This is a genomic window from Pseudomonas sp. PME37.24/006 (assembly GCF_055556635.1).
In genome coordinates this window covers 271,812-290,632 of sequence record NZ_JBVHNL010000002.1, presented here as the reverse complement: position 1 = coordinate 290,632, position 18,821 = coordinate 271,812, and the positions used below count along the sequence as shown (strand labels likewise).

Genomic DNA, 18,821 nt, shown 5'->3' with positions numbered 1-18,821 from the left:
CCGGCAAGACGGGGATCAAAACGTTAGCAGCGATCCGCGGCCCTGTAGCCTGGGTAGAGTGAAGCGAAATCCGGGGAAACTCTCGTTACGGCGCTCAGTAGCAGGCTACAGATCAACGGCCGCGCAGCGGCAGCTCGATCCTGACGCAGAGGCCGTCCAGATCACTGTCATGCAGCGATATCGTGCCGCCCCAGGCGTCGACGATATCGCGCACGATGCCCAAGCCCAAACCATGCCCAGCGGTCTGCTCATCCAGGCGAATGCCCCGGCTCAGCACATCCTCGCGGCGCTCGCTTTCGATCCCTGGGCCATCGTCATCGACACTCAGCACATAAGCATCGCCCGTCTGTACGATCTGCAGGCGCACCTGGCTGTCCGCCCACTTGCAGGCGTTATCCAGCAGGTTGCCGAGCAGCTCCAGTAAATCCTCGCGGTCGCGTGGCAGGCGCAAATCCGGCGGCGACGTCTGCCAACTCAACTCCAGGCCGCTGTCGTGGATCATGCCCAGGGTGGCGAACAGCCCCGGCAACTCTTCCTTGCAATCGAAATGCGCACCGGGCAAGGCTTCGCCGGCCAGCCGGGCACGGCCCAGTTCGCGGGCGATACGCTGTTCGATCTGCTGCAGGTGTTCGATCAGGTTGTCGCGCAGCTCTGGATGAGCACGCAGTTCGTCCCGCGAGGCCAGATTGACCAATACCGCCAGCGGCGTTTTCAGGGCATGGCCGAGGTTGCCGAGGGCGTTGCGCGAGCGTTTCAGGGTGTCTTCGGTGTGGGCGAGCAGATGGTTGATCTGCTCGACCAGTGGCTCGAGTTCCTCGGGTACCCGCTCATCCAGTTCCGAACGCTGGCCTTGCTGCAGCTGGGCGATCTGCACCCGGGTCTGCTCCAGTGGGCGCAGAGCGCGGCTGACGGCGATGCGTTGCAATAACAGAATCAGCGCCAGGCTACCCAGGCCCAGGCCAAGGCCGATGCGCTGTACGCGCCGAAAACTTTCCAAAACAGGCGTGTAATCGCGTGCCACGGAGATGGTCAGTTGTTGACCAAAGCGTCGGTACTCGCCGCGGTAGGCGACCAGCAGTTGTCCCTGTGGCCCGTCTTGCAGCTCGGGCTGCAGGCCATCGATATCCGAGGGCTGCAGTTCGCTGTCCCACAATGAGCGTGAACGCCAGCTCTTGTCGGCAAAGTCGATACGGAAATAAAGCCCGGAGTATGGTCGCTGAAAGGCTGCACTGAGCCGCGATTCATCCAACTGGATACCGGAAGGGCCGCGTACCAGGGCAATCAGTAACGATTGAGCCTCCTCCTCGAGCCCCGACTGCATGTAGCGGCGCAGGCTGTTGTCGAATAGCCACAGGCAGGTCTGTGCCAGTAACAGGCCAATGATCAACAGTACGCTGATCAGGCCGAGACTCAGACGCCGCTGAATCGATCTCAAGCGGCGCTACCGCAGAACCGGTAGCCCTGGCCACGACGGGTTTCGATCACTTCACGGCCGAGCTTGCGGCGTAGGTGATTGACATGAACCTCGATGACGTTGGAGTCACGCTCGGTTTCACCATCGTAGAGGTGTTCGGCCAGGTGGCTTTTGGAGAGAATCTGCCCGGCGTGCATCATGAAGTAGCGCAGCAGACGAAACTCTGCAGCGGTCAGCTCGATCTCCTGCTCGCCACGGCTGACGCACTGCCGGCCTTCATCCAGATGCAAGCCGGCAGCCTGCAGTTGCGGCTGATTGGCCAAACCGCGGGCACGACGTAGCAGCGCCTGGATGCGCAACTGCAGCTCTTCAGGGTGAAACGGTTTGGTCAGGTAATCGTCGGCACCGACCTTCAGCCCTTCGATACGCTCGGCCCACGAGCCGCGGGCGGTGAGCACCAGCACCGGGGTAGCGAGGCCACCCTTACGCCATTCCTGCAACACCTCGAGCCCCGGTTTGCCGGGCAAACCGAGGTCGAGAATGATCAGGTCATAGGGCTCGCTGGCGCCCTGGTACACGGCATCGCGGCCATCGGCCAGCCAGTCCACCGCGTAACCCTGGCGGGTCAGCGAGGCGATCAACTCATCAGCAAGAGGAACGTGGTCTTCCACCAGCAACAGGCGCATGTCAGTCGTCTACCTCATCCTTCAGAATCCGCCCGTCGTGGGCGTCCAGTTCCAACTCGCGAACCACGCCCTCGCGGGTCAGCAGTTCCACTTCGTAAACGAAGACATCGTCCTCTTCCTCCAGCTCGGCCTCGAGCAGAGTCGCGCCGGGGTAACGCTGCAGCGCCTCACGCATCAACTGGTCGAGCGGCAGGATCACGCCGCTCAAGCGCAGATCCCGCGCCTCGTCCTGGTCGAGGTCACGCGCGCTGGCGGCGCAGGTCAGCGTCACCAGCAGCATGATGGAAATGAAGCGTAAAACCGGGTTGCCTTTCATCAATCATCCTGATGGTTCTTGAGGATGGTGCCATTGGTCGCGTCGAGTTCGACATCCCATTTGCGGTTCTGGGCGTCGTGCACTTCTACCTGATAGAGGTAGCGACCATATTCTTCCTCGAGTTCGGTGTCCTCCAGTTTACCGCCCGGATGTGCGGCAAGGGCAGCCTCATTGAGTTTTTCGAAGGACTGGATGGTACCGGCGTCACGCAACTTCAGCGCTTCATCCGGACCCAGGTCACGGGCCTGGGCGATACCGGCGGTGGCGGTAAGGGCGGCAGCGGCGAACAATGCAGTCAATTTCTTCACGGTTAACTCCTTGGTGATCTGTTTCGACGGTGTTCAGATTAAGGGAGGCGACTTAACTCAAACTGAATTGCTCCACAGACCTGCATACCTGCGCCCTCTATACTGGCCGCTCGCAACTGGAGCCCCGCATGAGCGCCATTCAGATCAAGTACCCCGCCCTTACCCTCAAGGCTGGCCGCCGTGCCCTGGCACGCATTCGCGAACGTAATCTGCAGCCGGCGGATGTCGGTACCCTGCCCGGTGCGGCTGGTGGCCCCAAGGCACTCGGCATCCAGGGGCTGGATATCGCCTTGTTCGGCGACTGGCTGGCGCGCGCACCGCGGGAACGCTCACTGATCGGCGCCTCGATTGGTTCCTGGCGCTTCGCCAGTGCCTGTCTGCCAGAGCCCGCTGTGGCATTACGGCGCCTGGGCGAGCTGTATACCGGCATGCGTTTCACCAAGGGCGTGAGCATGCTCGAGGTGTCCCGGCGCTGCACGCAAATGCTCGATGAACTGCTGCAACAGCAAGATGCCGATGTACTCGACAATGCTCATTACCGGCTCAATATCATGGTGGTAAAAAGCCATGGTCGGCTTGCCGAAGATGGCCGGCGCGCTTTGGGGCTGGGCCTCTCGTCGGTGATGGGCAGCAATATCCTGGGGCGCCCGCGTCTGGCCCGCCACTTCGAGCGGGTGATTCTCCACGACGCGCGCCTGGCACCACCGCTGCACCCGCTCACCGATTTTCCTTCGCGCTGCCTGCCGTTGGATATCGGCAACTTGCGCCATGCGCTGCTGGCATCGGGCTCGATACCATTCGTGATGCAGGGCGTACGCGACATCCCCGGCGTGGGCCCGGGCACCTATCGAGATGGCGGCTTGCTCGACTACCACCTGGATCTGCCGTACAGCGGTGATGACATCGTGCTGTACCCGCATTTTACTGATCGCATCATTCCCGGCTGGTTCGACAAGGGCATGCCCTGGCGTCGCGGTGATGCCACACGCCTGCAGAATGTCCTGCTCCTCGCTCCGTCGCGCGAATACCTGGCACGTCTGCCCTACGGCAAGCTGCCAGATCGCAAGGATTTCAGCCGTTTTCTCGGTGATGACGCCGGGCGCGAGCGATATTGGCGCCTGGCAATGGACGAAAGCCAGCGCCTGGGTGATGAGTTTCTCGAGCTGCTAGAGGCAGGCAGCCTGGCTGATCGCCTGCAGCCACTGTAGATTCCGGCAGCGTTTCACGACGTAAACGTCGGAAAACTGGCAGCGGCTCGCCTACTGCCGTTAAACGCTTGCCATTATTGATAAAAAACACGGAACCAAACGGAACCGAATACTCAGGTTATTTTCCTATTAACTGTTGGTGTCGTTTCAATGGTTGGTAACGCAATGAGTGTCCTAACCCTTGAAAACTTTGACGCTCGTCAACTTCACAATTTAATTTTCGGTTTTTTGAAAAATTAATTGATTCGGATGTGACTTGCAGGGCTCATCGAAACATCAACAGCTATGAACGTCAGCGTTAACAAGCTCGCTGACACTATGAGTCACTGGGAAAACCTCGGAGAACCGACCCCATGAACGCTTCGCTGCGTTTCAATGATGCACTGCTGATTGCCGATCGTGCCTTTCAACCTTTTCACTGTGTAGCCTGGGCTCCCCAGGACGGCACCGGCGTGCTGAGCCTTACGGTCGTAGACCGTACCAGCACTCGCCTGATCGATCGTACGCAACTCACCAGCAGCATTTACAGCGACCCACAGGAGCTGGCCAAGGCCCTGAAAAAATCCCGCGACGAGTTGAGCAGCAAAGGCTTTAACCTCGCGCCGTGGAGCATGCCGGAATAGAGCGGTAGTCGCTCACTTTCACTATGTCATGAAAGTTGCCGCACCTCCGGTGCGGCAACTTGTCTCGGTACTGAAACATCCCTCCCCTGTTTTATTTCCCGGTTCACCGCATTCGGAAACACTGAACTTAAGATCGTGTTCGGCTGGCTAAGTACTTATCCGTCGCAACGAGCTGGCCTGCATGCATTACGTCGTTGAAGTACAGCGGTTTCCGATGACGCATTGCGTCGCTTACCTCTTGGTTGGCGCCTCCATTACCGTATTGGAGTGTCGTCGATGAACGACTCGCCGTTGATCCCCGAACTACCCAACGATCTGCACTACGTCGATGACAGCGGCCCGGGCATCACCCGGCGTAAGCTGCGCGGCAAGTTCTGCTACTTCGAACCCGGCGGTGAACGCATTCGCGATGCCGAGCAGATCGCTCGCATCAACGCGCTGGCCATTCCACCCGCCTACGTCGACGTATGGATCTGCCCGGACTCGAAGGGCCACCTGCAGGCCACCGGCCGCGATGCACGTGGTCGCAAGCAATACCGCTACCACCCGCGCTGGCGCGAAGTCCGCGACACCGACAAGTACGCCAACCTGCTGCTATTCGGTAAAGCCCTGCCGAAATTGCGCCAGACGGTGGAACAACACTTGCTGCTGCCCGAACACGGCCGCGAAAAGGTAATGGCCACGGTCATTACCTTGCTCGACAACACGCTGATCCGCATCGGCAATGTGCGCTATGCCAAAGAGAACCGCTCCTACGGCCTGACGACGCTGCGAAACCGCCACGTCGAGGTGCAGGGCAGCGCCATACGCTTCCACTTCCGCGGCAAGAGCGGAATCGAGCACGAAGTGGAGGTCAGCGACCGGCGCCTGGCGCGCATCATCCGGCGCTGCCTGGAGCTGCCAGGGCAGCACCTGTTCCAGTACCTGGACGCGAATGGCGTACGCCACACCGTTACCTCCAGCGACATCAACAACTACCTGCGCGAGCTGACGGGAGCCGATTTCACCGCCAAGGATTACCGCACCTGGGCAGGAAGCGCTCTGGCCCTGACGCTGTTGCGTGAACTGGAGTGGCAGCCCGAGAACTCGGCCAAGAAGCATGTGGTGGCGATGGTCAAACAGGTTGCTGAGGAGCTGCGCAACACCCCGGCGGTGTGCCGCAAGTGCTATATCCACCCCGCCCTGATAGACGCCTTCCATGCCGGTGAGCTGGCCGATTTGCGCCTGGCAGCAGCACGTAAAGGGTTGCGCTCCGAAGAAAGCCTGCTGATGCGCTTTCTGGAAAAGATCCCAACGGCCTGAGCCCATCTTCGAAGTGGCGAGATCTGTGGGAATAATGTCATTGCCGCCACCTTCTCGCCCGCGCACACTTCGTCCATCTTCCCCGAGGGATTGCCATGGACGAAAGCAGATGCATCGCCGCGTTGATCTACACCGACTTCATGAGTCTGGATGTAGTCGGCCCCTTGCAGGTGTTCGCCTCCGCCAACGCTGAGCGCAATCGCCAGGGGTTGGGCGACGCCTATCGCTTGCTGATGCTCGCTGAGCAGGCAGGCGCCGTGCGCAGCTCTTCAGGCATGCGCGTAGTGGCAGACGCCGCGTGGGCGGACTGTGACCCCGCCAGCCTGGACACCCTGCTGATTCCCGGCGGTATCGGTGAAACCGCACAGTGTGAAAACCAACCCCTGCTGAACTGGCTGCGCGACGCCGAGCCGCATATACGCAGGCTGGGCTCGGTCTGCTCGGGCGCTTTGATCCTCGCCCGCACCGGCCTGCTTGACGGCCAGCGCGTGACCACCCACTGGGCCGACATCGACACCCTGCGCCAACACGATAAATTGCGCGTCGACAGCAACTGCCTGCATACCTACGACCCCGCCAGCGCCAGTGGCAGCAACCACCTGTTCACCTCCGCCGGTGTGACGGCCGGTATCGACCTGGCCCTGGCGCTGGTGGAGGCCGACCTCGGCCGCAGCATGGCGCTGGCCGTGGCGCGACGCCTGGTGATGTTCCTGCGCCGCCCCGGCGGCCAGGCACAGTTCAGCGCCCTGCTCGCCCCCGAACCCAGCCGTACGCCCCGGCTTGCCGAATTGCTGGACTGGATACCCGCCAATCTGGGTGCAGACCTATCTCTGGAGGCGCTGGCCAGCGAAGCGAAAATGGCGCCGCGCACCCTATCGCGGGTTTTCGCCAGAGAGTTAGGCACCGGCCCGGCACGCTACGTGGAACGCATTCGCCTGGAGGCTGCTCGCGCGCTGCTCCAGGACGCCCAGGCCTCCGTCGCGACGGTCGCACGCCTGACCGGCTTCGGCCATCCGGAGAACCTGCGCCGGGTCTTTCACAAACATCTGTCCATCAGCCCTCAGGAATACGCCGAACGTTTCGGCCAGGAGACATCCCATGCTTGAACTACGCCCAAATTGCGAATGCTGTGACCGCGACCTGCCACCCGAGTCCAGTGAAGCACGCATCTGTTCGTTCGAATGCACCTACTGCAGTGATTGTGCCGACACCCACCTGCAAGGCCGTTGCCCGAATTGCACGGGAGAGCTGGTTCGTCGCCCGATCCGGCCGGCCACGAAACTACCCGCCAACCCGCCGTCAACGTTACGGATCCACAACCCCGCTGGCTGTGCCCAGCGCACCTGATTCAGAAGACCGCCATGCTCAAGTTCGTGAACAAGCTTCGTGGCGACGCCGTGGCCCTGCCCCCGCGCCCCAACCTCCGCCAGGTGCTGATCGCCTGGTTGGGCGGTGTGATAGCGATTGCGGCGATTGCCGGACTTGGGGACGTGTTGACCCTGAGCTTGCTGCTGGGCTCTTTTGGCGCATCGTGCGTGCTGGTGTTCGGCTTTCCCGATGTGTCCTTCTCGCAACCGCGTAACGTGGTATTCGGACACCTGCTGAGTACGTTCACGGGCCTGGTCTTACTGAACCTCTGCGGGCCGCATTGGTGGGCCGTGTCGCTGGCAGTAGGCAGTAGGCAGTAGGCAGTGCCATTGCACTGATGATGCTGACCCGCACCGTGCACCCACCGGCTGGTTCCAATCCGGTGATCGTCTTCCTGGCGCAGCCAGGCTGGGATTTTCTGCTCTACCCCACGCTCAGTGGCGCTCTACTAGTGGTTCTGGTGGCGTTGATCTATAACAACGCAAGTCGCCAAGCCCGCTATCCCAAATACTGGTGATATGCGACGACCGTCCTGCTATTCGGGTAGGTAACAGGACGAGCCATCAGGCGCCGAAAACGGTCACTTGGTTGCGGCCGTTGCGCTTGGAGCTATACAGGGCCTGGTCGGCCCGCTCGATGAGTTGCTGATGGTCGTTGCAGGGCTCGCTCAGGTCGGCCACGCCCAGGCTGATGGTGAACGGAATCACCTGCCCCTCATGGCTGATCTGTAAGCGCTCGACCACGCCACGCAGACGCTCAGCGAAGATGCTACCGCCTACCGAATCTATATCGGGCAGCAGCACCACGAACTCTTCGCCACCGTAACGCCCAGCGATGTCGGTATCGCGAACCTGCTCACGCACCACCCTTGCCAGCCCCTGGATCACCGCATCGCCCGCTTGGTGGCCGTAGGTGTCATTAACCTTCTTGAAGTGATCGATATCGAAGATCACCAGCGATGCGCCGCTGCCATAACGGCGGTGACGGGCATGCTCACGCTTGAGTTCTTCTTCCCAGTGCCCGCGATTATTCAGACCGGTTAGCCGATCCGTGCGTGACAGGTGCTTGAACTGGTCATTCATCGACTGCAACTGGCGCTTGTTCACCGCAACGCTGGTGACGTCATAGATGATGAGGCACAGGTGCTCGATCTTGCTGTTGGTAGCCTGTAGCGGCAGAACGGTAGTGTTCTGGTACATGAAATCTTCCAGACCGGTAATCGGCTGGTAGTTCTTGAAGCGCACCAAATAGGGCCGCTGCTCCCAAATGGTAAAAGCCGGCGTGCCCAGCGTGGCAACGCTTTCAACCTTGCGGCGAAACCAGCTTTCTTCGACCTCCGGAAACAGTTCGAAGAATGAGCGCTCGGACGCATCCCGAGCCGTACGGCCGGAATGGTTCTCCATGAAGCTGTTCCATACTTCGACCCGGTAGTCGCGATCCAGCACCACCACGCCAACGTCGATACTCTGCACGATCGCCAGTAGCCAGTGGAATTCGTTCAAATCCATGTTCGCGGCCATGTCTGTCATTCCATCAGGTAGGCGAGCTTGTTAGTCAGCAGCGGCACCGAATCTTCGGTGAACAGCAGTAGCAGGTCGAAATGGATGTTATGCCCCTCGATGCTGTAACTCACCTCCACTGCCAAGGTCTTGCGCCAGCGTTGACCGTTGATGCGGATCAGTTCGTCGATGGAGGCATGCTCGCCCAGTATCTGGGGATGGCCTTGGGAAAAACTCACGTCAAGCTGTGCGGCGATACCGCTCAGGCAGGCGCCAATCAGCACGCTGGACATATCCAGGAGCATTTCCATGGATGAGTAGTCCTGCTGCTGCCAATCCATCAGCTTGGCCATGTCGGCCACTTCCGAATCGTGGAAGATCAGCAAGGCTTCACCGCAGATACCGCCACCAATATAGCCCTGGCAAACGGCGGTCAATCCATTGCCGCGCTGGGCATCTGCCAGCGCCATATGCAGTTCGCTGACCTCGAGGATATTCACGTTGGGGATTGGCAACTGCACGAACACGCCCAGCACTCGCGCGAGCAGCGCTGCTGCCTGGCCCATGGCAACGTTGACTACCTCGCGAAAAGCATCGCGGAACGACACCGTGGGTTCGCTTAGCGCGGTATTGACCGGTTTCGTGGGCATCACTGGCGTACTGAGCAAACCCAGCTTGTCCAGCGCCTGACGCAACAGCTCAGGGTCGGCCGGTTTTTTCAGGAAGGCCAGTGCCCCGAGCTCCTGAACACGTCGCACGGCCTCGTCCTGCACATCACCCGACACCACGATGACTTTCTGCGCACGGCCTTCGGCCTTGAGCGCAGCCAGCACGCCATAGCCGTCAAGTACCGGCATGGTCAGGTCGAGCAACAGGAGATCGAAATGCGCAGTACGCAGCTGTTCGAGCGCTTCCTCGCCATTGCTGGCTTGGCTGACCGTCACCGGCCAATCGACGGGCAAAGCGCGCAGCAGTTGCTTGCGGGCCATGTTCGAATCGTCACACACGAGAAGAGATGCTTTTGGCATCAATAACGCCTCAAGAAAGTGAGCCTGTGTCCGGCCTGTATACCGCTGAGGTGCAAATACCTGCAGCGATGGCCCATCCTAGAGCGCGCTAAATAAACTATAGCAAAAAGCCACTACACTTCAGATTTTATCCTGCTTTCGTGAACGCTAGCACCCTAAAACCGACAAGGCGACCGAAGTCGCCTTGTTTATCTGCAAGCACGCCTGTTAGTAGTAGGCGTTTTCCTTGTTACTGTGATCGGTTACGTCGCGCACACCCTTGAGCTGGGGAATACGCTCAAGCAAGGTTTTCTCGATCCCCTCCTTGAGTGTCAGGTCAGCCTGGCCACAGCCCTGGCAGCCGCCACCAAACTGCAATACGGCGATGCCTTCGTCGACCACGTCGATCAACGTAACCTGGCCGCCATGGCTGGCCAGACCGGGGTTGATCTCGGTCTGCAGGTAGTAGTTGATGCGTTCGTTGAGCGGGCTGTCTTCGTTGACCATCGGCACTTTGGCATTGGGCGCTTTGATGGTCAGCTGGCCGCCCATGCGGTCAGTGGCGTAGTCGACGACTGCGTCTTCCAGAAATGGCTCGCTGACAGCGTCGATCCAGGCGGTGAAGCTGGCCAAACCGATGGCCTGGTCTTCGGGCTTCTGCTCACCAGGTTTGCAGTAGGCGATACAGGTTTCCGCGTACTGGGTACCTGGCTGGGTGATGAAAACGCGGATGCCGATTCCCGGAGTATTCTGCTTGCTCAGCAGGTCTGCCAGGTAATCATGGGCGGCATCGGTAATGGTAATTGTGCTCATGGCAACTCCTCACGGTCATGTGGCGCAGTGTACGCCAAATGGCGCCCTCGGATAAAGTCCTACTATTTTACTCAGGATAGTATCTGAGGCCTTCCATTGACTGCTTTTTCACTGAACCAAGCCTTGGCGCGAACGAAAAACCGCTTTTCGATCAGCTCGTAACTGCCCCAGGACGCTAAAGCAATCAGCGGCATACAGGCGGCGATCACCAGGTACGGATTGAGATCCAGGCTGGCCTGCAGGTACCAGCCCAGTGAGAGCACGATCACATGCAGCAGATACACCGAGTAGGAGCAATCGCCCATCCGCGCCAGTAGACGGTTGTCGTTGAACCAAGGCTCCATGGCGATACAGGCGGCGACGATCAGCGCACTTGGCACGCCCCAGTGCAGCAGGCGCATGGAATTATCCAGGTGATAGATGGCCAGCAGTGAACCGGCAATCAGTAGCAGCGGCAGCCACAGGCCCTGACGAATCCAGCCGCGGTTGTAGACCATGCCCAGCAACACACCAAAGAGAAACTCGTAGACGATGCTGTTGCGGTAAAAATCACTGACCCACGGCTGCGTTGCCAACAGCCCGAAGACCAGCAAGGTGCTGGTGATCAGCAGCAAGCGCAAGCGCTCCGGCACGATGAACGCCAGCGCGAACAGCAGGTAGAAGAACATTTCGTAGTTCAGCGTCCAACCCACATTGAGCGTGGGATACAGGCCAAAACCGGCAGGGTTCTCTGCGGGGATGAACAGCAGGGACATCATCAGGTGCTGCAGGTCGAATGCTTGAGTTGGCATCACCGGGTTGGCGAAGGCGATGATCAGCGCAGCAATCAGTGAATACAGCCAGTACGCCGGCACGATACGCAGTGCGCGGTTAAGCATGAATCGCCACGGCGTGATGCTTTTTCCCTGAGTGGAGAGATAGATTACCAGCCCGCTGATGACGAAGAAGATATCGACGCCCACGGCCCCCTTGTCGGCAAACAGATAGCCCATGAAGCTATCCGCCTTGAAATCGAAAAACACCTGCATGACATGGTGAAAAACCACTACCCAGGCTGCTAACGCCCGCAATGCCTGCACTGAAATCAGCATAGAACCGCCATTCTCCCTCTCGTTGAAATCGGTACGCGACAGCCCAGAATCAGGCTGCTACAGCGTCCGACCGCAGCGGCGGGAGAAAGGTCGAGGGAAATGCCCGGGCCAGCTTGGCAGCGCTAGCCCGCAGGCAATCAGAGGTTCTGGTAGCGATTCATATCCAGCACGCCTGCCTCCAGCGGATCGTGTTCACGGATATGCGCTGTCAGATCGTGGAAGTAGCGCCAGAACTGCGGATGGGTGCGGCGGATGCCCCAGCGCTCGACCACCTTGTCGAAGCTGGCGGTATCGCTCACCCGCTGCAGTGCCGCGACGAACTCGGGCACTTGATTGGCCGATACCGAGAACATGAAGTTCGGGTAACTGGTCATCACTTCCGGATAGATGGTCAGGGTATCCAACTGTGGCTGGTAGCGCAGATCCTCACCGAGCATAAATGCCACGTTACTGTGGGCGCGGTTGCGCAGCAGGCTGTAGACCTCACGGCGGCCATTGCCTGCCTCAACGCGCAGTAAGGTGGCCTCCGGTAACTGGTGAATCACTTTAAGTTGCGAGGCCGGTCGTGATGCCAAGAGGCTGAGCGCCTGTTCCGCCTCAAGCAAATCATCAGGCAGAACGGCGCGATAGCAACGTCCATCGCTGCAACGGTTGATCGGATCTGGCCGCGCATTGAGCGCGCTGAAGCGCTGCAGCAACTGTTCGCCGAACTGCCGCTTGGGATCTTCGCCGGAAAGCGGCAGGCCACTTGGGGTTTTCTTGTCCAGTGGGTAGTAATCCATCCACGCTTTGAGTTTGCCGCTGTTCTGGTACCAGTCACTGAACAGCCCTGAACGCGCATCCGCAGGCATCAGGCGCAGGAAATTCTGCTCGGCACCATTACGGATAAGGTCAAAGTACAAGCGCGTCTGCGCTTGGTGCGAGACATTACCGAACACATCGAAATTCACCACCAACTGGTAATACGTGCGTTCCAGCAGCGGATAGTCCATCCACCACAGCGTTTGCGGAATCTCACCGACCAGCCCCTTACGCACCGAGGCGCTGTCGTGCTGGCGGAAAATAGAGAGCAGCGCATTATCGTTACCGCGCCAGATATGCGACCAGTCGGGCGCTGGTGCTTCGGCATAACCGTCGGTGCGCAACGCCTCATAATCGTTGCGTTTGTTGCGATAGGCGCGCCACAGGCCGAGCAGGTCGCCAATCTGGTCGAGCTGGCCGGGCATGGATAGCAACGGCGTCGTCTCGCCCCGGTAGGCTGGATCGGTGATATAGAGATCATGCTGCGGATCCTGAAACACCACCCAGAAATTATCGCGAATCACATCAGTAGCGATCTGCCCGCGACAGACCGGCCCGCGAATGAAGGTGCGCACAAAATATTCGGCGTTATCGAGCATGAACTGATAACGCGCCTGGGCAGGAATCGCCTCGAAGGTTTCGAACGGGTTGGAGCGGCGCTGCACGCCATAGCCCGGCACCACGCCCACCTGCCAATCACTACCGAAAAACAGCGATTTGACCCGGGCCAGTTTCTCGGCGCTCAGCGGGTAGGTGATGTGGGTCTTGTGGACGATCACGCCCTGGATCGGCATCAGGCGGTAGTAGACAGTAGTGCCTGGATCGTCATTGGGGCGCCGGGTGGCAATAATGTCCACCGGTTGGCCGCTGGGCGTGCGCGAACGCACCATCTGGAAGAAATGCCTGGGCTCGCCGCCCTGGAAATGCAGATGAGCGAGAAACAGGTGCTCGTAGAGCCAGCGGCTGACCAAGCCCTGCTCGTCGCCGGGCGTATTGAGGAAACGCTCCCACTCGGCGATCTGCCGCACCTCGGCAGCACTCGCGACCAGTGCCTGCTCATCCACCGCAGCGCCCTGCTCCAGCCAGCGCTGCACTGTCTGATAGTCCTGTTCGGTGAGGCCGGTGACCGCGAATGGCATGCCGGCCATGGGGTTCTTCGCCGCGAAAGCCTCGAACTCGCCCGGCAGCGGGCACTGATTGTCCCGGTCGATGCCGATGGCCAGGTTCTTCGGCAGTTTGCTGTTGGCAGGCAGCGGCGTGGCGTGCCCAAGCTCGAGCATGCGCGCCATCAACGCGGCCTGGCCGCCCTGCTGATCGAGTACCGAGTGGAAATCCTTGCGGCGCCAGGCCGGCTCGCCGTGGGCATCCATGAACAGCCGCGTGGTGGCCTGGGTCTTGGTGCGCGTGCCGTCATAGACTGTGGCCTTGCTGGCGCCGCGCTCGACACCTTCACCGCTGCCCAGGTTGAGCTGGCACGGCGCGTCGTAGCAGGCATGGCAGGCTACGCAGTTCTGGGTAAAGATCGGCTGGATGTCACGGCTGTAGGAAACGGTCTGCGCCATCACCAACGGACTGATAAAAACAAGGCAAACGCTCAATAGCAGCCGGTAGTGCATGGTCGCAATTCCACAAAAATAGCCGGTTATTCTAGCCGTCTCGCTTGTGCTATCGCTATGCCTGCACGCGCTGAAAACTAACCCGCTGCCCGCCGGCCAACATGAGCATCATTCATGCACAACTGCGCGATGCAGAAAAACCAGCAACTTTTGTTATGATCGCGGCCCTTGTCGTCGCCTCCCGTTCAGAGTCTTTTCCATGCCCCTGTCAGATCGTAGCGCCCGCCTCCAAGCACTTCAGCAAGCACTCAAGGATCGAATCCTGATTCTCGACGGCGGCATGGGCACCATGATCCAGAGCTACAAGCTGGAGGAAGAAGACTACCGTGGTGAGCGTTTCGCCGACTGGCCACAGGACGTCAAAGGCAACAACGACCTGCTCCTGCTTTCGCGCCCGGATGTCATCGCCGCCATCGAAAAGGCCTACCTCGATGCCGGCGCCGACATCCTGGAGACCAATACCTTCAACGCCACACAGGTATCCCAGGCCGATTACGGCATGGAAAACCTGGTGTATGAATTGAACGTTGAAGGCGCTCGAGTGGCGCGCCGCGTCGCCGATGCCAAAACCCTGGAAACCCCGGACAAGCCGCGCTTCGTCGCCGGCGTACTCGGCCCCACCAGCCGCACCTGCTCGCTATCGCCGGATGTGAACAACCCTGGCTACCGTAACGTCACCTTCGACGAGCTGGTAACCAACTACATCGAAGCCACCCGCGGCCTGATCGAAGGCGGCGCGGATATGATCCTGATCGAAACCATCTTCGACACGCTCAACGCCAAGGCGGCGATTTTCGCCGTACAGGAAGTCTTCGAGCAGTTGGGTTTCGAGTTGCCGATCATGATTTCCGGCACTATTACCGACGCCTCCGGCCGTACCCTGTCCGGGCAAACCACCGAGGCATTCTGGAACTCCATCAGCCACGCCAAGCCCATCTCGGTCGGTTTGAACTGCGCTCTGGGTGCCAAAGAACTGCGCCCCTACCTGGAAGAGCTGGCCAGCAAGGCGGATACCTGCGTTTCAGCGCACCCCAACGCCGGCCTGCCGAATGCCTTCGGTGAATACGATGAAAGCCCGGCAGAAATGGCCGTGGTGGTCGAAGAGTTTGCCGCCAGCGGCTTTTTGAACATCGTCGGCGGCTGCTGCGGCACCACGCCGGCGCACATCAAGGCGATTGCCGAGGCGGTGGCCAAATACAAGCCGCGCGCCATTCCGGATATTCCCAAGGCGTGTCGCCTGTCGGGTCTGGAACCCTTCACCATCGATCGTAACTCGCTGTTCGTGAACGTCGGCGAGCGCACCAACATTACCGGCTCAGCCAGGTTTGCCCGCCTGATCCGTGAAGACAACTACACCGAAGCCCTTGAGGTCGCCCTGCAGCAGGTAGAAGCCGGCGCGCAGATCATCGACATCAACATGGATGAGGGCATGCTCGACTCCAAGGCGGCGATGGTCACCTTCCTCAACCTGATCGCCGGCGAGCCTGATATTTCGCGGGTGCCGATCATGATCGACTCCTCCAAGTGGGAGGTGATAGAAGCCGGCCTCAAGTGCATCCAGGGCAAGGGCATCGTCAACTCGATCTCCATGAAAGAAGGCGTCGAACAATTCAAGCAACACGCCAGGCTGTGCAAGCGCTATGGCGCCGCCGTGGTGGTGATGGCCTTTGACGAAGCCGGCCAGGCCGATACCGAAGCGCGCAAGAAAGAAATCTGCAAACGCTCCTACGACATTCTGGTCAACGAAGTCGGCTTCCCGCCGCAGGACATCATCTTTGACCCGAACATCTTCGCCATCGCCACCGGCATTGAAGAGCACAACAACTACGCGGTCGACTTCATCAACGCCTGCGCCTACATCCGCGACGAGTTGCCCTACGCGCTGACTTCTGGCGGCGTGTCCAACGTGTCGTTCTCGTTCCGTGGCAACAACCCGGTACGCGAATCGATCCACTCGGTGTTCCTTTACTACGCGATCAAAAACGGCCTGACCATGGGCATCGTCAACGCCGGCCAGCTGGAAATCTACGATGAGATTCCCAAACTGCTGCGCGACACGGTCGAAGACGTGGTGCTCAACCGCAATGAAGGCGGCACCGATGCACTGCTGGCCATCGCCGACAACTACAAGGGCGACGGCAGCGTCAAGGAAGCCGAAACCGAGGAGTGGCGTACGTGGAGCGTGGTAGAGCGGCTCAAGCACGCGCTGGTCAAAGGCATCACCGCGTTTATCGTCGAAGACACCGAAGAATGTCGCCAACAATGTGCGCGGCCGATTGAAGTGATCGAAGGCCCGTTGATGGCCGGGATGAACGTGGTCGGCGACCTGTTCGGCGCCGGCAAGATGTTCCTGCCGCAAGTGGTGAAATCCGCCCGTGTGATGAAGCAGGCGGTGGCCCACTTGATCCCGTTTATCGAGCTGGAAAAAGGCGACAAACCGGAAGCCAAGGGAAAGATATTGATGGCCACGGTGAAAGGTGACGTGCACGACATCGGCAAGAATATCGTCGGCGTGGTGCTCGGTTGTAACGGCTACGACATCGTCGATATGGGCGTGATGGTGCCGGCGGAGAAAATTCTGCAAACCGCCATCGCCGAAAAATGCGACATCATCGGTCTGTCCGGCCTGATCACCCCGTCGCTGGATGAGATGGTGCATGTCGCACGCGAAATGCAGCGTCAGGGCTTCCACTTGCCGTTGATGATCGGCGGCGCCACCACCTCGAAAGCTCACACTGCAGTAAAGATCGAACCCAAATACCAGAACGACGCCGTGGTCTATGTCACCGACGCCTCGCGTGCTGTGGGCGTAGCGACTCAGTTGCTGTCCAAAGAATTGAAGGCCGGATTCGTCGAAAGCACCCGCCTCGACTACATCGAAGTACGTGAGCGCACCGCAGCCCGCAGCTCACGCACTGAGCGCCTGCCCTATGCCGCCGCCGTGGCGAAAAAACCCAAGTTCGATTGGAGCACTTACCAGCCACCCGTGCCGACGTTTACCGGCACCAAAGTGCTGGACAACATCGACCTGAATGTTCTGGCCGAATACATCGACTGGACGCCGTTCTTTATCTCTTGGGATCTGGCCGGCAAATACCCGCGCATCCTGACTGACGAAGTGGTTGGCCAGGCCGCCACCGACCTGTTCAACGATGCCCAGATCATGTTGCGCAAACTGATCGACGAAAAACTGATCAGTGCCCGTGCGGTATTCGGCTTCTGGCCCGCCAATCAGGTGCAGGACGACGATATCCAGCTATACGGCGACGACGGCCAGCCGCTGGCCAAACTGCACCACCTGCGCCAACAGACTATCAAGCCGGACGGCAAGCCGAACTTCGCCCTGGCCGACTTTGTCGCGCCACAAGACAGCGGCCTGACCGATTATGTCGGCGGTTTTATCACCACAGCTGGCATCGGCGCGGAAGAAGTGGCCAAGGCCTATCAAAACGCTGGCGACGACTACAACTCGATCATGGTCAAAGCCCTGGCCGATCGCCTGGCTGAAGCCTGCGCTGAGTGGCTGCATCAGCAGGTGCGCAAAACCTATTGGGGCTACGATCAGGATGAAGCTCTGGATAACGAGGCGCTGATCAAAGAACAGTACAAAGGCATCCGCCCTGCCCCCGGCTACCCGGCCTGCCCGGATCACACCGAAAAAGGCACGCTGTTCGACCTGCTTGACCCCGCCGCTACAGAGAATCAAGCGGGGCGCAGTGGCGTGTTCCTCACCGAGCACTACGCCATGTTCCCGGCGGCCTCGGTCAGCGGCTGGTACTTCGCCCACCCGCAAGCGCAGTATTTCGCGGTAGGCAAGGTCGATAAGGATCAGATCGACAGTTACACCGCCCGCAAACAGCAAGACTTGAGCGTCAGCGAGCGCTGGCTGGCACCTAATCTGGGGTATGACGAATGACGTATCTACTCGACCAGCTGGAAACTGCCGACATGCTGGAAATCGATGGCTTACATGCCTTTGATTTCCAACTCGACGATGGGCTACTCGACCAGGCCGATGCAGCCGCCGAAGCTGACCAGCCATTCGCCAGCGACGCCACTGTGCTACACATCGAAGTACAAGACGGCCGCGAGCGTAAAAGTTGGCAGTTCAGCTATAACGCAGTAATGGAAGCCGACTATCAGGCAGCCGACGACAGCTGGCTTCTGGATGGCCATCAGTTGCGCTGTTTCTCCGCAACCGCTGCCAGCAGCGACGACGAGTAGCGGCCACGCCCATAAGGAGATGCCCACGTGCTGAAGATGACCCGCATCGACCCGCCGCACTGGGCACCCGACTACGCACGTCAGGTGATCGACTACCTAGGCGACGATGGCGAGGCTAGTCAGCGGGCTTTTCAGCCGCTGCTGGCGCAAATCCACACCAGTCTTGATGCTCAGCTCAATACGTTCGTCAACGATCCGCGCCAGTGCTTTAACGACGAGCAACAATTTCCCTGCCGCAACAAGCTGTCGGGGCATTACTACATCGGCTCACAAACGTTCGAAGGCTACAGCGGCGACGGCGATTACCAGTTGTGGATTCAGATCCGCTGCCTGGAGCAAACCACCCACGCGGAAACTGACTATCTGGGTCTCGAAGTGATTTGCAGCTTTACGCCCGCCACTGGGGAATTGCTCATCGAGGAGAGTTTCAATACCAGCGTGATCTGAAGACTGCACATTTTCAGGATCACGCACGGGCTTCGAAACATCGACCTTGCGACAGTACGAGGCCACGCGGGCGGCTAATCCACTCCCGTGGCGGGCGC

At 59.7% G+C, this 18,821-nt stretch carries 19 protein-coding genes; 10 read left to right on the top strand and 9 right to left on the bottom strand.

Annotated features, from left to right (window positions below; genetic code table 11):
• Window positions 1–112: 112 nt before the first annotated feature.
• From ACZ3GY_RS06835 to ACZ3GY_RS06820, 4 genes are read right to left on the bottom strand one after another with little or no spacing between them, the layout of a single operon-like run.
• Entirely contained in the window at window positions 113–1,435 is a 1,323-nt protein-coding gene (locus tag ACZ3GY_RS06835; protein ID WP_463564923.1) for a sensor histidine kinase, read from the bottom strand.
• Window positions 1,432–2,100 carry a response regulator transcription factor gene (locus tag ACZ3GY_RS06830; RefSeq protein ID WP_225832213.1) on the bottom strand — a complete coding sequence of 223 codons (669 nt, stop codon included), beginning with the start codon at window positions 2,098–2,100 and terminating at the stop codon, window positions 1,432–1,434. Before ACZ3GY_RS06830 ends, ACZ3GY_RS06835 begins: the two co-directional genes overlap by 4 nt.
• A gap of 1 nt (window position 2,101) precedes the next feature.
• A complete protein-coding gene (locus ACZ3GY_RS06825; RefSeq protein ID WP_442964012.1) occupies window positions 2,102–2,380 on the bottom strand; it encodes a PepSY domain-containing protein in 279 nt (92 codons plus the stop codon).
• A 35-nt stretch (window positions 2,381–2,415) separates the two neighbouring features.
• Window positions 2,416–2,724, bottom strand: a complete 309-nt coding sequence (locus ACZ3GY_RS06820) for a PepSY domain-containing protein (protein ID WP_465909424.1) — start codon at window positions 2,722–2,724, stop codon at window positions 2,416–2,418.
• Between the two features lie 128 nt (window positions 2,725–2,852).
• Between ACZ3GY_RS06820 and ACZ3GY_RS06815 the strand changes: the two genes are divergently transcribed.
• The 7 genes from ACZ3GY_RS06815 (at window position 2,853) to ACZ3GY_RS06785 (ending at window position 7,742) form a co-directional block, all read left to right on the top strand.
• A complete protein-coding gene (locus ACZ3GY_RS06815; RefSeq protein ID WP_465909423.1) occupies window positions 2,853–3,932 on the top strand; it encodes a patatin-like phospholipase domain-containing protein in 1,080 nt (359 codons plus the stop codon).
• A gap of 353 nt (window positions 3,933–4,285) precedes the next feature.
• A complete protein-coding gene (locus ACZ3GY_RS06810) occupies window positions 4,286–4,555 on the top strand; it encodes a hypothetical protein (protein ID WP_225832207.1) in 270 nt (89 codons plus the stop codon).
• A 276-nt stretch (window positions 4,556–4,831) separates the two neighbouring features.
• Window positions 4,832–5,857, top strand: a complete 1,026-nt coding sequence (locus tag ACZ3GY_RS06805; protein WP_465909422.1) for a DNA topoisomerase IB — start codon at window positions 4,832–4,834, stop codon at window positions 5,855–5,857.
• Between the two features lie 95 nt (window positions 5,858–5,952).
• Window positions 5,953–6,963 carry a GlxA family transcriptional regulator gene (locus ACZ3GY_RS06800; protein WP_463564927.1) on the top strand — a complete coding sequence of 337 codons (1,011 nt, stop codon included), beginning with the start codon at window positions 5,953–5,955 and terminating at the stop codon, window positions 6,961–6,963.
• Window positions 6,956–7,204 (top strand): DUF1272 domain-containing protein, encoded by a 249-nt coding sequence (locus tag ACZ3GY_RS06795; RefSeq protein ID WP_465909421.1) that lies wholly within the window; start codon window positions 6,956–6,958, stop codon window positions 7,202–7,204. The genes ACZ3GY_RS06800 and ACZ3GY_RS06795 overlap by 8 nt, the downstream gene beginning before the upstream one ends.
• Window positions 7,205–7,218: 14 nt before the next feature.
• Entirely contained in the window at window positions 7,219–7,545 is a 327-nt protein-coding gene (locus ACZ3GY_RS06790) for an HPP family protein (protein ID WP_465909420.1), read from the top strand.
• A 17-nt stretch (window positions 7,546–7,562) separates the two neighbouring features.
• Window positions 7,563–7,742, top strand: a complete 180-nt coding sequence (locus tag ACZ3GY_RS06785; protein ID WP_465909419.1) for an HPP family protein — start codon at window positions 7,563–7,565, stop codon at window positions 7,740–7,742.
• A 46-nt stretch (window positions 7,743–7,788) separates the two neighbouring features.
• Here ACZ3GY_RS06785 and ACZ3GY_RS06780 read toward each other — a convergent pair whose 3' ends face one another.
• From ACZ3GY_RS06780 to ACZ3GY_RS06760, 5 genes are all read right to left on the bottom strand, one after another.
• Entirely contained in the window at window positions 7,789–8,745 is a 957-nt protein-coding gene (locus ACZ3GY_RS06780) for a GGDEF domain-containing protein (RefSeq protein ID WP_463564930.1), read from the bottom strand.
• 5 nt (window positions 8,746–8,750) lie between these two features.
• Window positions 8,751–9,752, bottom strand: coding sequence for a response regulator (locus tag ACZ3GY_RS06775; RefSeq protein ID WP_463564931.1), 1,002 nt, complete (start codon window positions 9,750–9,752; stop codon window positions 8,751–8,753).
• A gap of 207 nt (window positions 9,753–9,959) precedes the next feature.
• A complete protein-coding gene (gene nfuA, locus ACZ3GY_RS06770; protein WP_225832197.1) occupies window positions 9,960–10,544 on the bottom strand; it encodes a Fe-S biogenesis protein NfuA in 585 nt (194 codons plus the stop codon).
• 71 nt (window positions 10,545–10,615) lie between these two features.
• The gene (locus ACZ3GY_RS06765) at window positions 10,616–11,635 is read right to left on the bottom strand and encodes an acyltransferase family protein (protein ID WP_465909417.1); all 1,020 of its coding nucleotides are present in this window, start codon (window positions 11,633–11,635) and stop codon (window positions 10,616–10,618) included.
• Between the two features lie 137 nt (window positions 11,636–11,772).
• Window positions 11,773–14,052: a fatty acid cis/trans isomerase gene (locus tag ACZ3GY_RS06760; RefSeq protein WP_465909416.1), complete on the bottom strand. Its 2,280-nt coding sequence runs from the start codon at window positions 14,050–14,052 to the stop codon at window positions 11,773–11,775.
• Window positions 14,053–14,251: 199 nt separating this feature from the next.
• Here ACZ3GY_RS06760 and metH point away from each other — a divergent pair, with 199 nt between their 5' ends.
• The 3 genes from metH to ACZ3GY_RS06745 are packed head-to-tail and all read left to right on the top strand — an operon-like array spanning window position 14,252 to window position 18,723.
• Window positions 14,252–17,968 (top strand): methionine synthase, encoded by a 3,717-nt coding sequence (metH, locus tag ACZ3GY_RS06755; RefSeq protein WP_465909415.1) that lies wholly within the window; start codon window positions 14,252–14,254, stop codon window positions 17,966–17,968.
• Window positions 17,965–18,276 carry a DUF5629 family protein gene (locus ACZ3GY_RS06750; RefSeq protein ID WP_463564935.1) on the top strand — a complete coding sequence of 104 codons (312 nt, stop codon included), beginning with the start codon at window positions 17,965–17,967 and terminating at the stop codon, window positions 18,274–18,276. The genes metH and ACZ3GY_RS06750 overlap by 4 nt, the downstream gene beginning before the upstream one ends.
• 27 nt (window positions 18,277–18,303) lie before the next feature.
• Window positions 18,304–18,723: a hypothetical protein gene (locus tag ACZ3GY_RS06745; protein WP_465909414.1), complete on the top strand. Its 420-nt coding sequence runs from the start codon at window positions 18,304–18,306 to the stop codon at window positions 18,721–18,723.
• Window positions 18,724–18,821: the final 98 nt, after the last annotated feature.

Coding starts and splice junctions, on each gene's coding strand:
- ACZ3GY_RS06775 (WP_463564931.1), bottom strand. CDS start 9,752: ATGCCAAAAGCATCTCTTCTCGTGTGTGACGATTCGAACATGGCCCGC.
- ACZ3GY_RS06805 (WP_465909422.1), top strand. CDS start 4,832: ATGAACGACTCGCCGTTGATCCCCGAACTACCCAACGATCTGCACTAC.
- metH (WP_465909415.1), top strand. CDS start 14,252: ATGCCCCTGTCAGATCGTAGCGCCCGCCTCCAAGCACTTCAGCAAGCA.
- ACZ3GY_RS06810 (WP_225832207.1), top strand. CDS start 4,286: ATGAACGCTTCGCTGCGTTTCAATGATGCACTGCTGATTGCCGATCGT.
- ACZ3GY_RS06800 (WP_463564927.1), top strand. CDS start 5,953: ATGGACGAAAGCAGATGCATCGCCGCGTTGATCTACACCGACTTCATG.
- ACZ3GY_RS06815 (WP_465909423.1), top strand. CDS start 2,853: ATGAGCGCCATTCAGATCAAGTACCCCGCCCTTACCCTCAAGGCTGGC.
- nfuA (WP_225832197.1), bottom strand. CDS start 10,544: ATGAGCACAATTACCATTACCGATGCCGCCCATGATTACCTGGCAGAC.
- ACZ3GY_RS06830 (WP_225832213.1), bottom strand. CDS start 2,100: ATGCGCCTGTTGCTGGTGGAAGACCACGTTCCTCTTGCTGATGAGTTG.
- ACZ3GY_RS06750 (WP_463564935.1), top strand. CDS start 17,965: ATGACGTATCTACTCGACCAGCTGGAAACTGCCGACATGCTGGAAATC.
- ACZ3GY_RS06765 (WP_465909417.1), bottom strand. CDS start 11,635: ATGCTGATTTCAGTGCAGGCATTGCGGGCGTTAGCAGCCTGGGTAGTG.
- ACZ3GY_RS06790 (WP_465909420.1), top strand. CDS start 7,219: ATGCTCAAGTTCGTGAACAAGCTTCGTGGCGACGCCGTGGCCCTGCCC.
- ACZ3GY_RS06760 (WP_465909416.1), bottom strand. CDS start 14,052: ATGCACTACCGGCTGCTATTGAGCGTTTGCCTTGTTTTTATCAGTCCG.
- ACZ3GY_RS06825 (WP_442964012.1), bottom strand. CDS start 2,380: ATGCTGCTGGTGACGCTGACCTGCGCCGCCAGCGCGCGTGACCTCGAC.
- ACZ3GY_RS06785 (WP_465909419.1), top strand. CDS start 7,563: ATGATGCTGACCCGCACCGTGCACCCACCGGCTGGTTCCAATCCGGTG.
- ACZ3GY_RS06780 (WP_463564930.1), bottom strand. CDS start 8,745: ATGGCCGCGAACATGGATTTGAACGAATTCCACTGGCTACTGGCGATC.
- ACZ3GY_RS06795 (WP_465909421.1), top strand. CDS start 6,956: ATGCTTGAACTACGCCCAAATTGCGAATGCTGTGACCGCGACCTGCCA.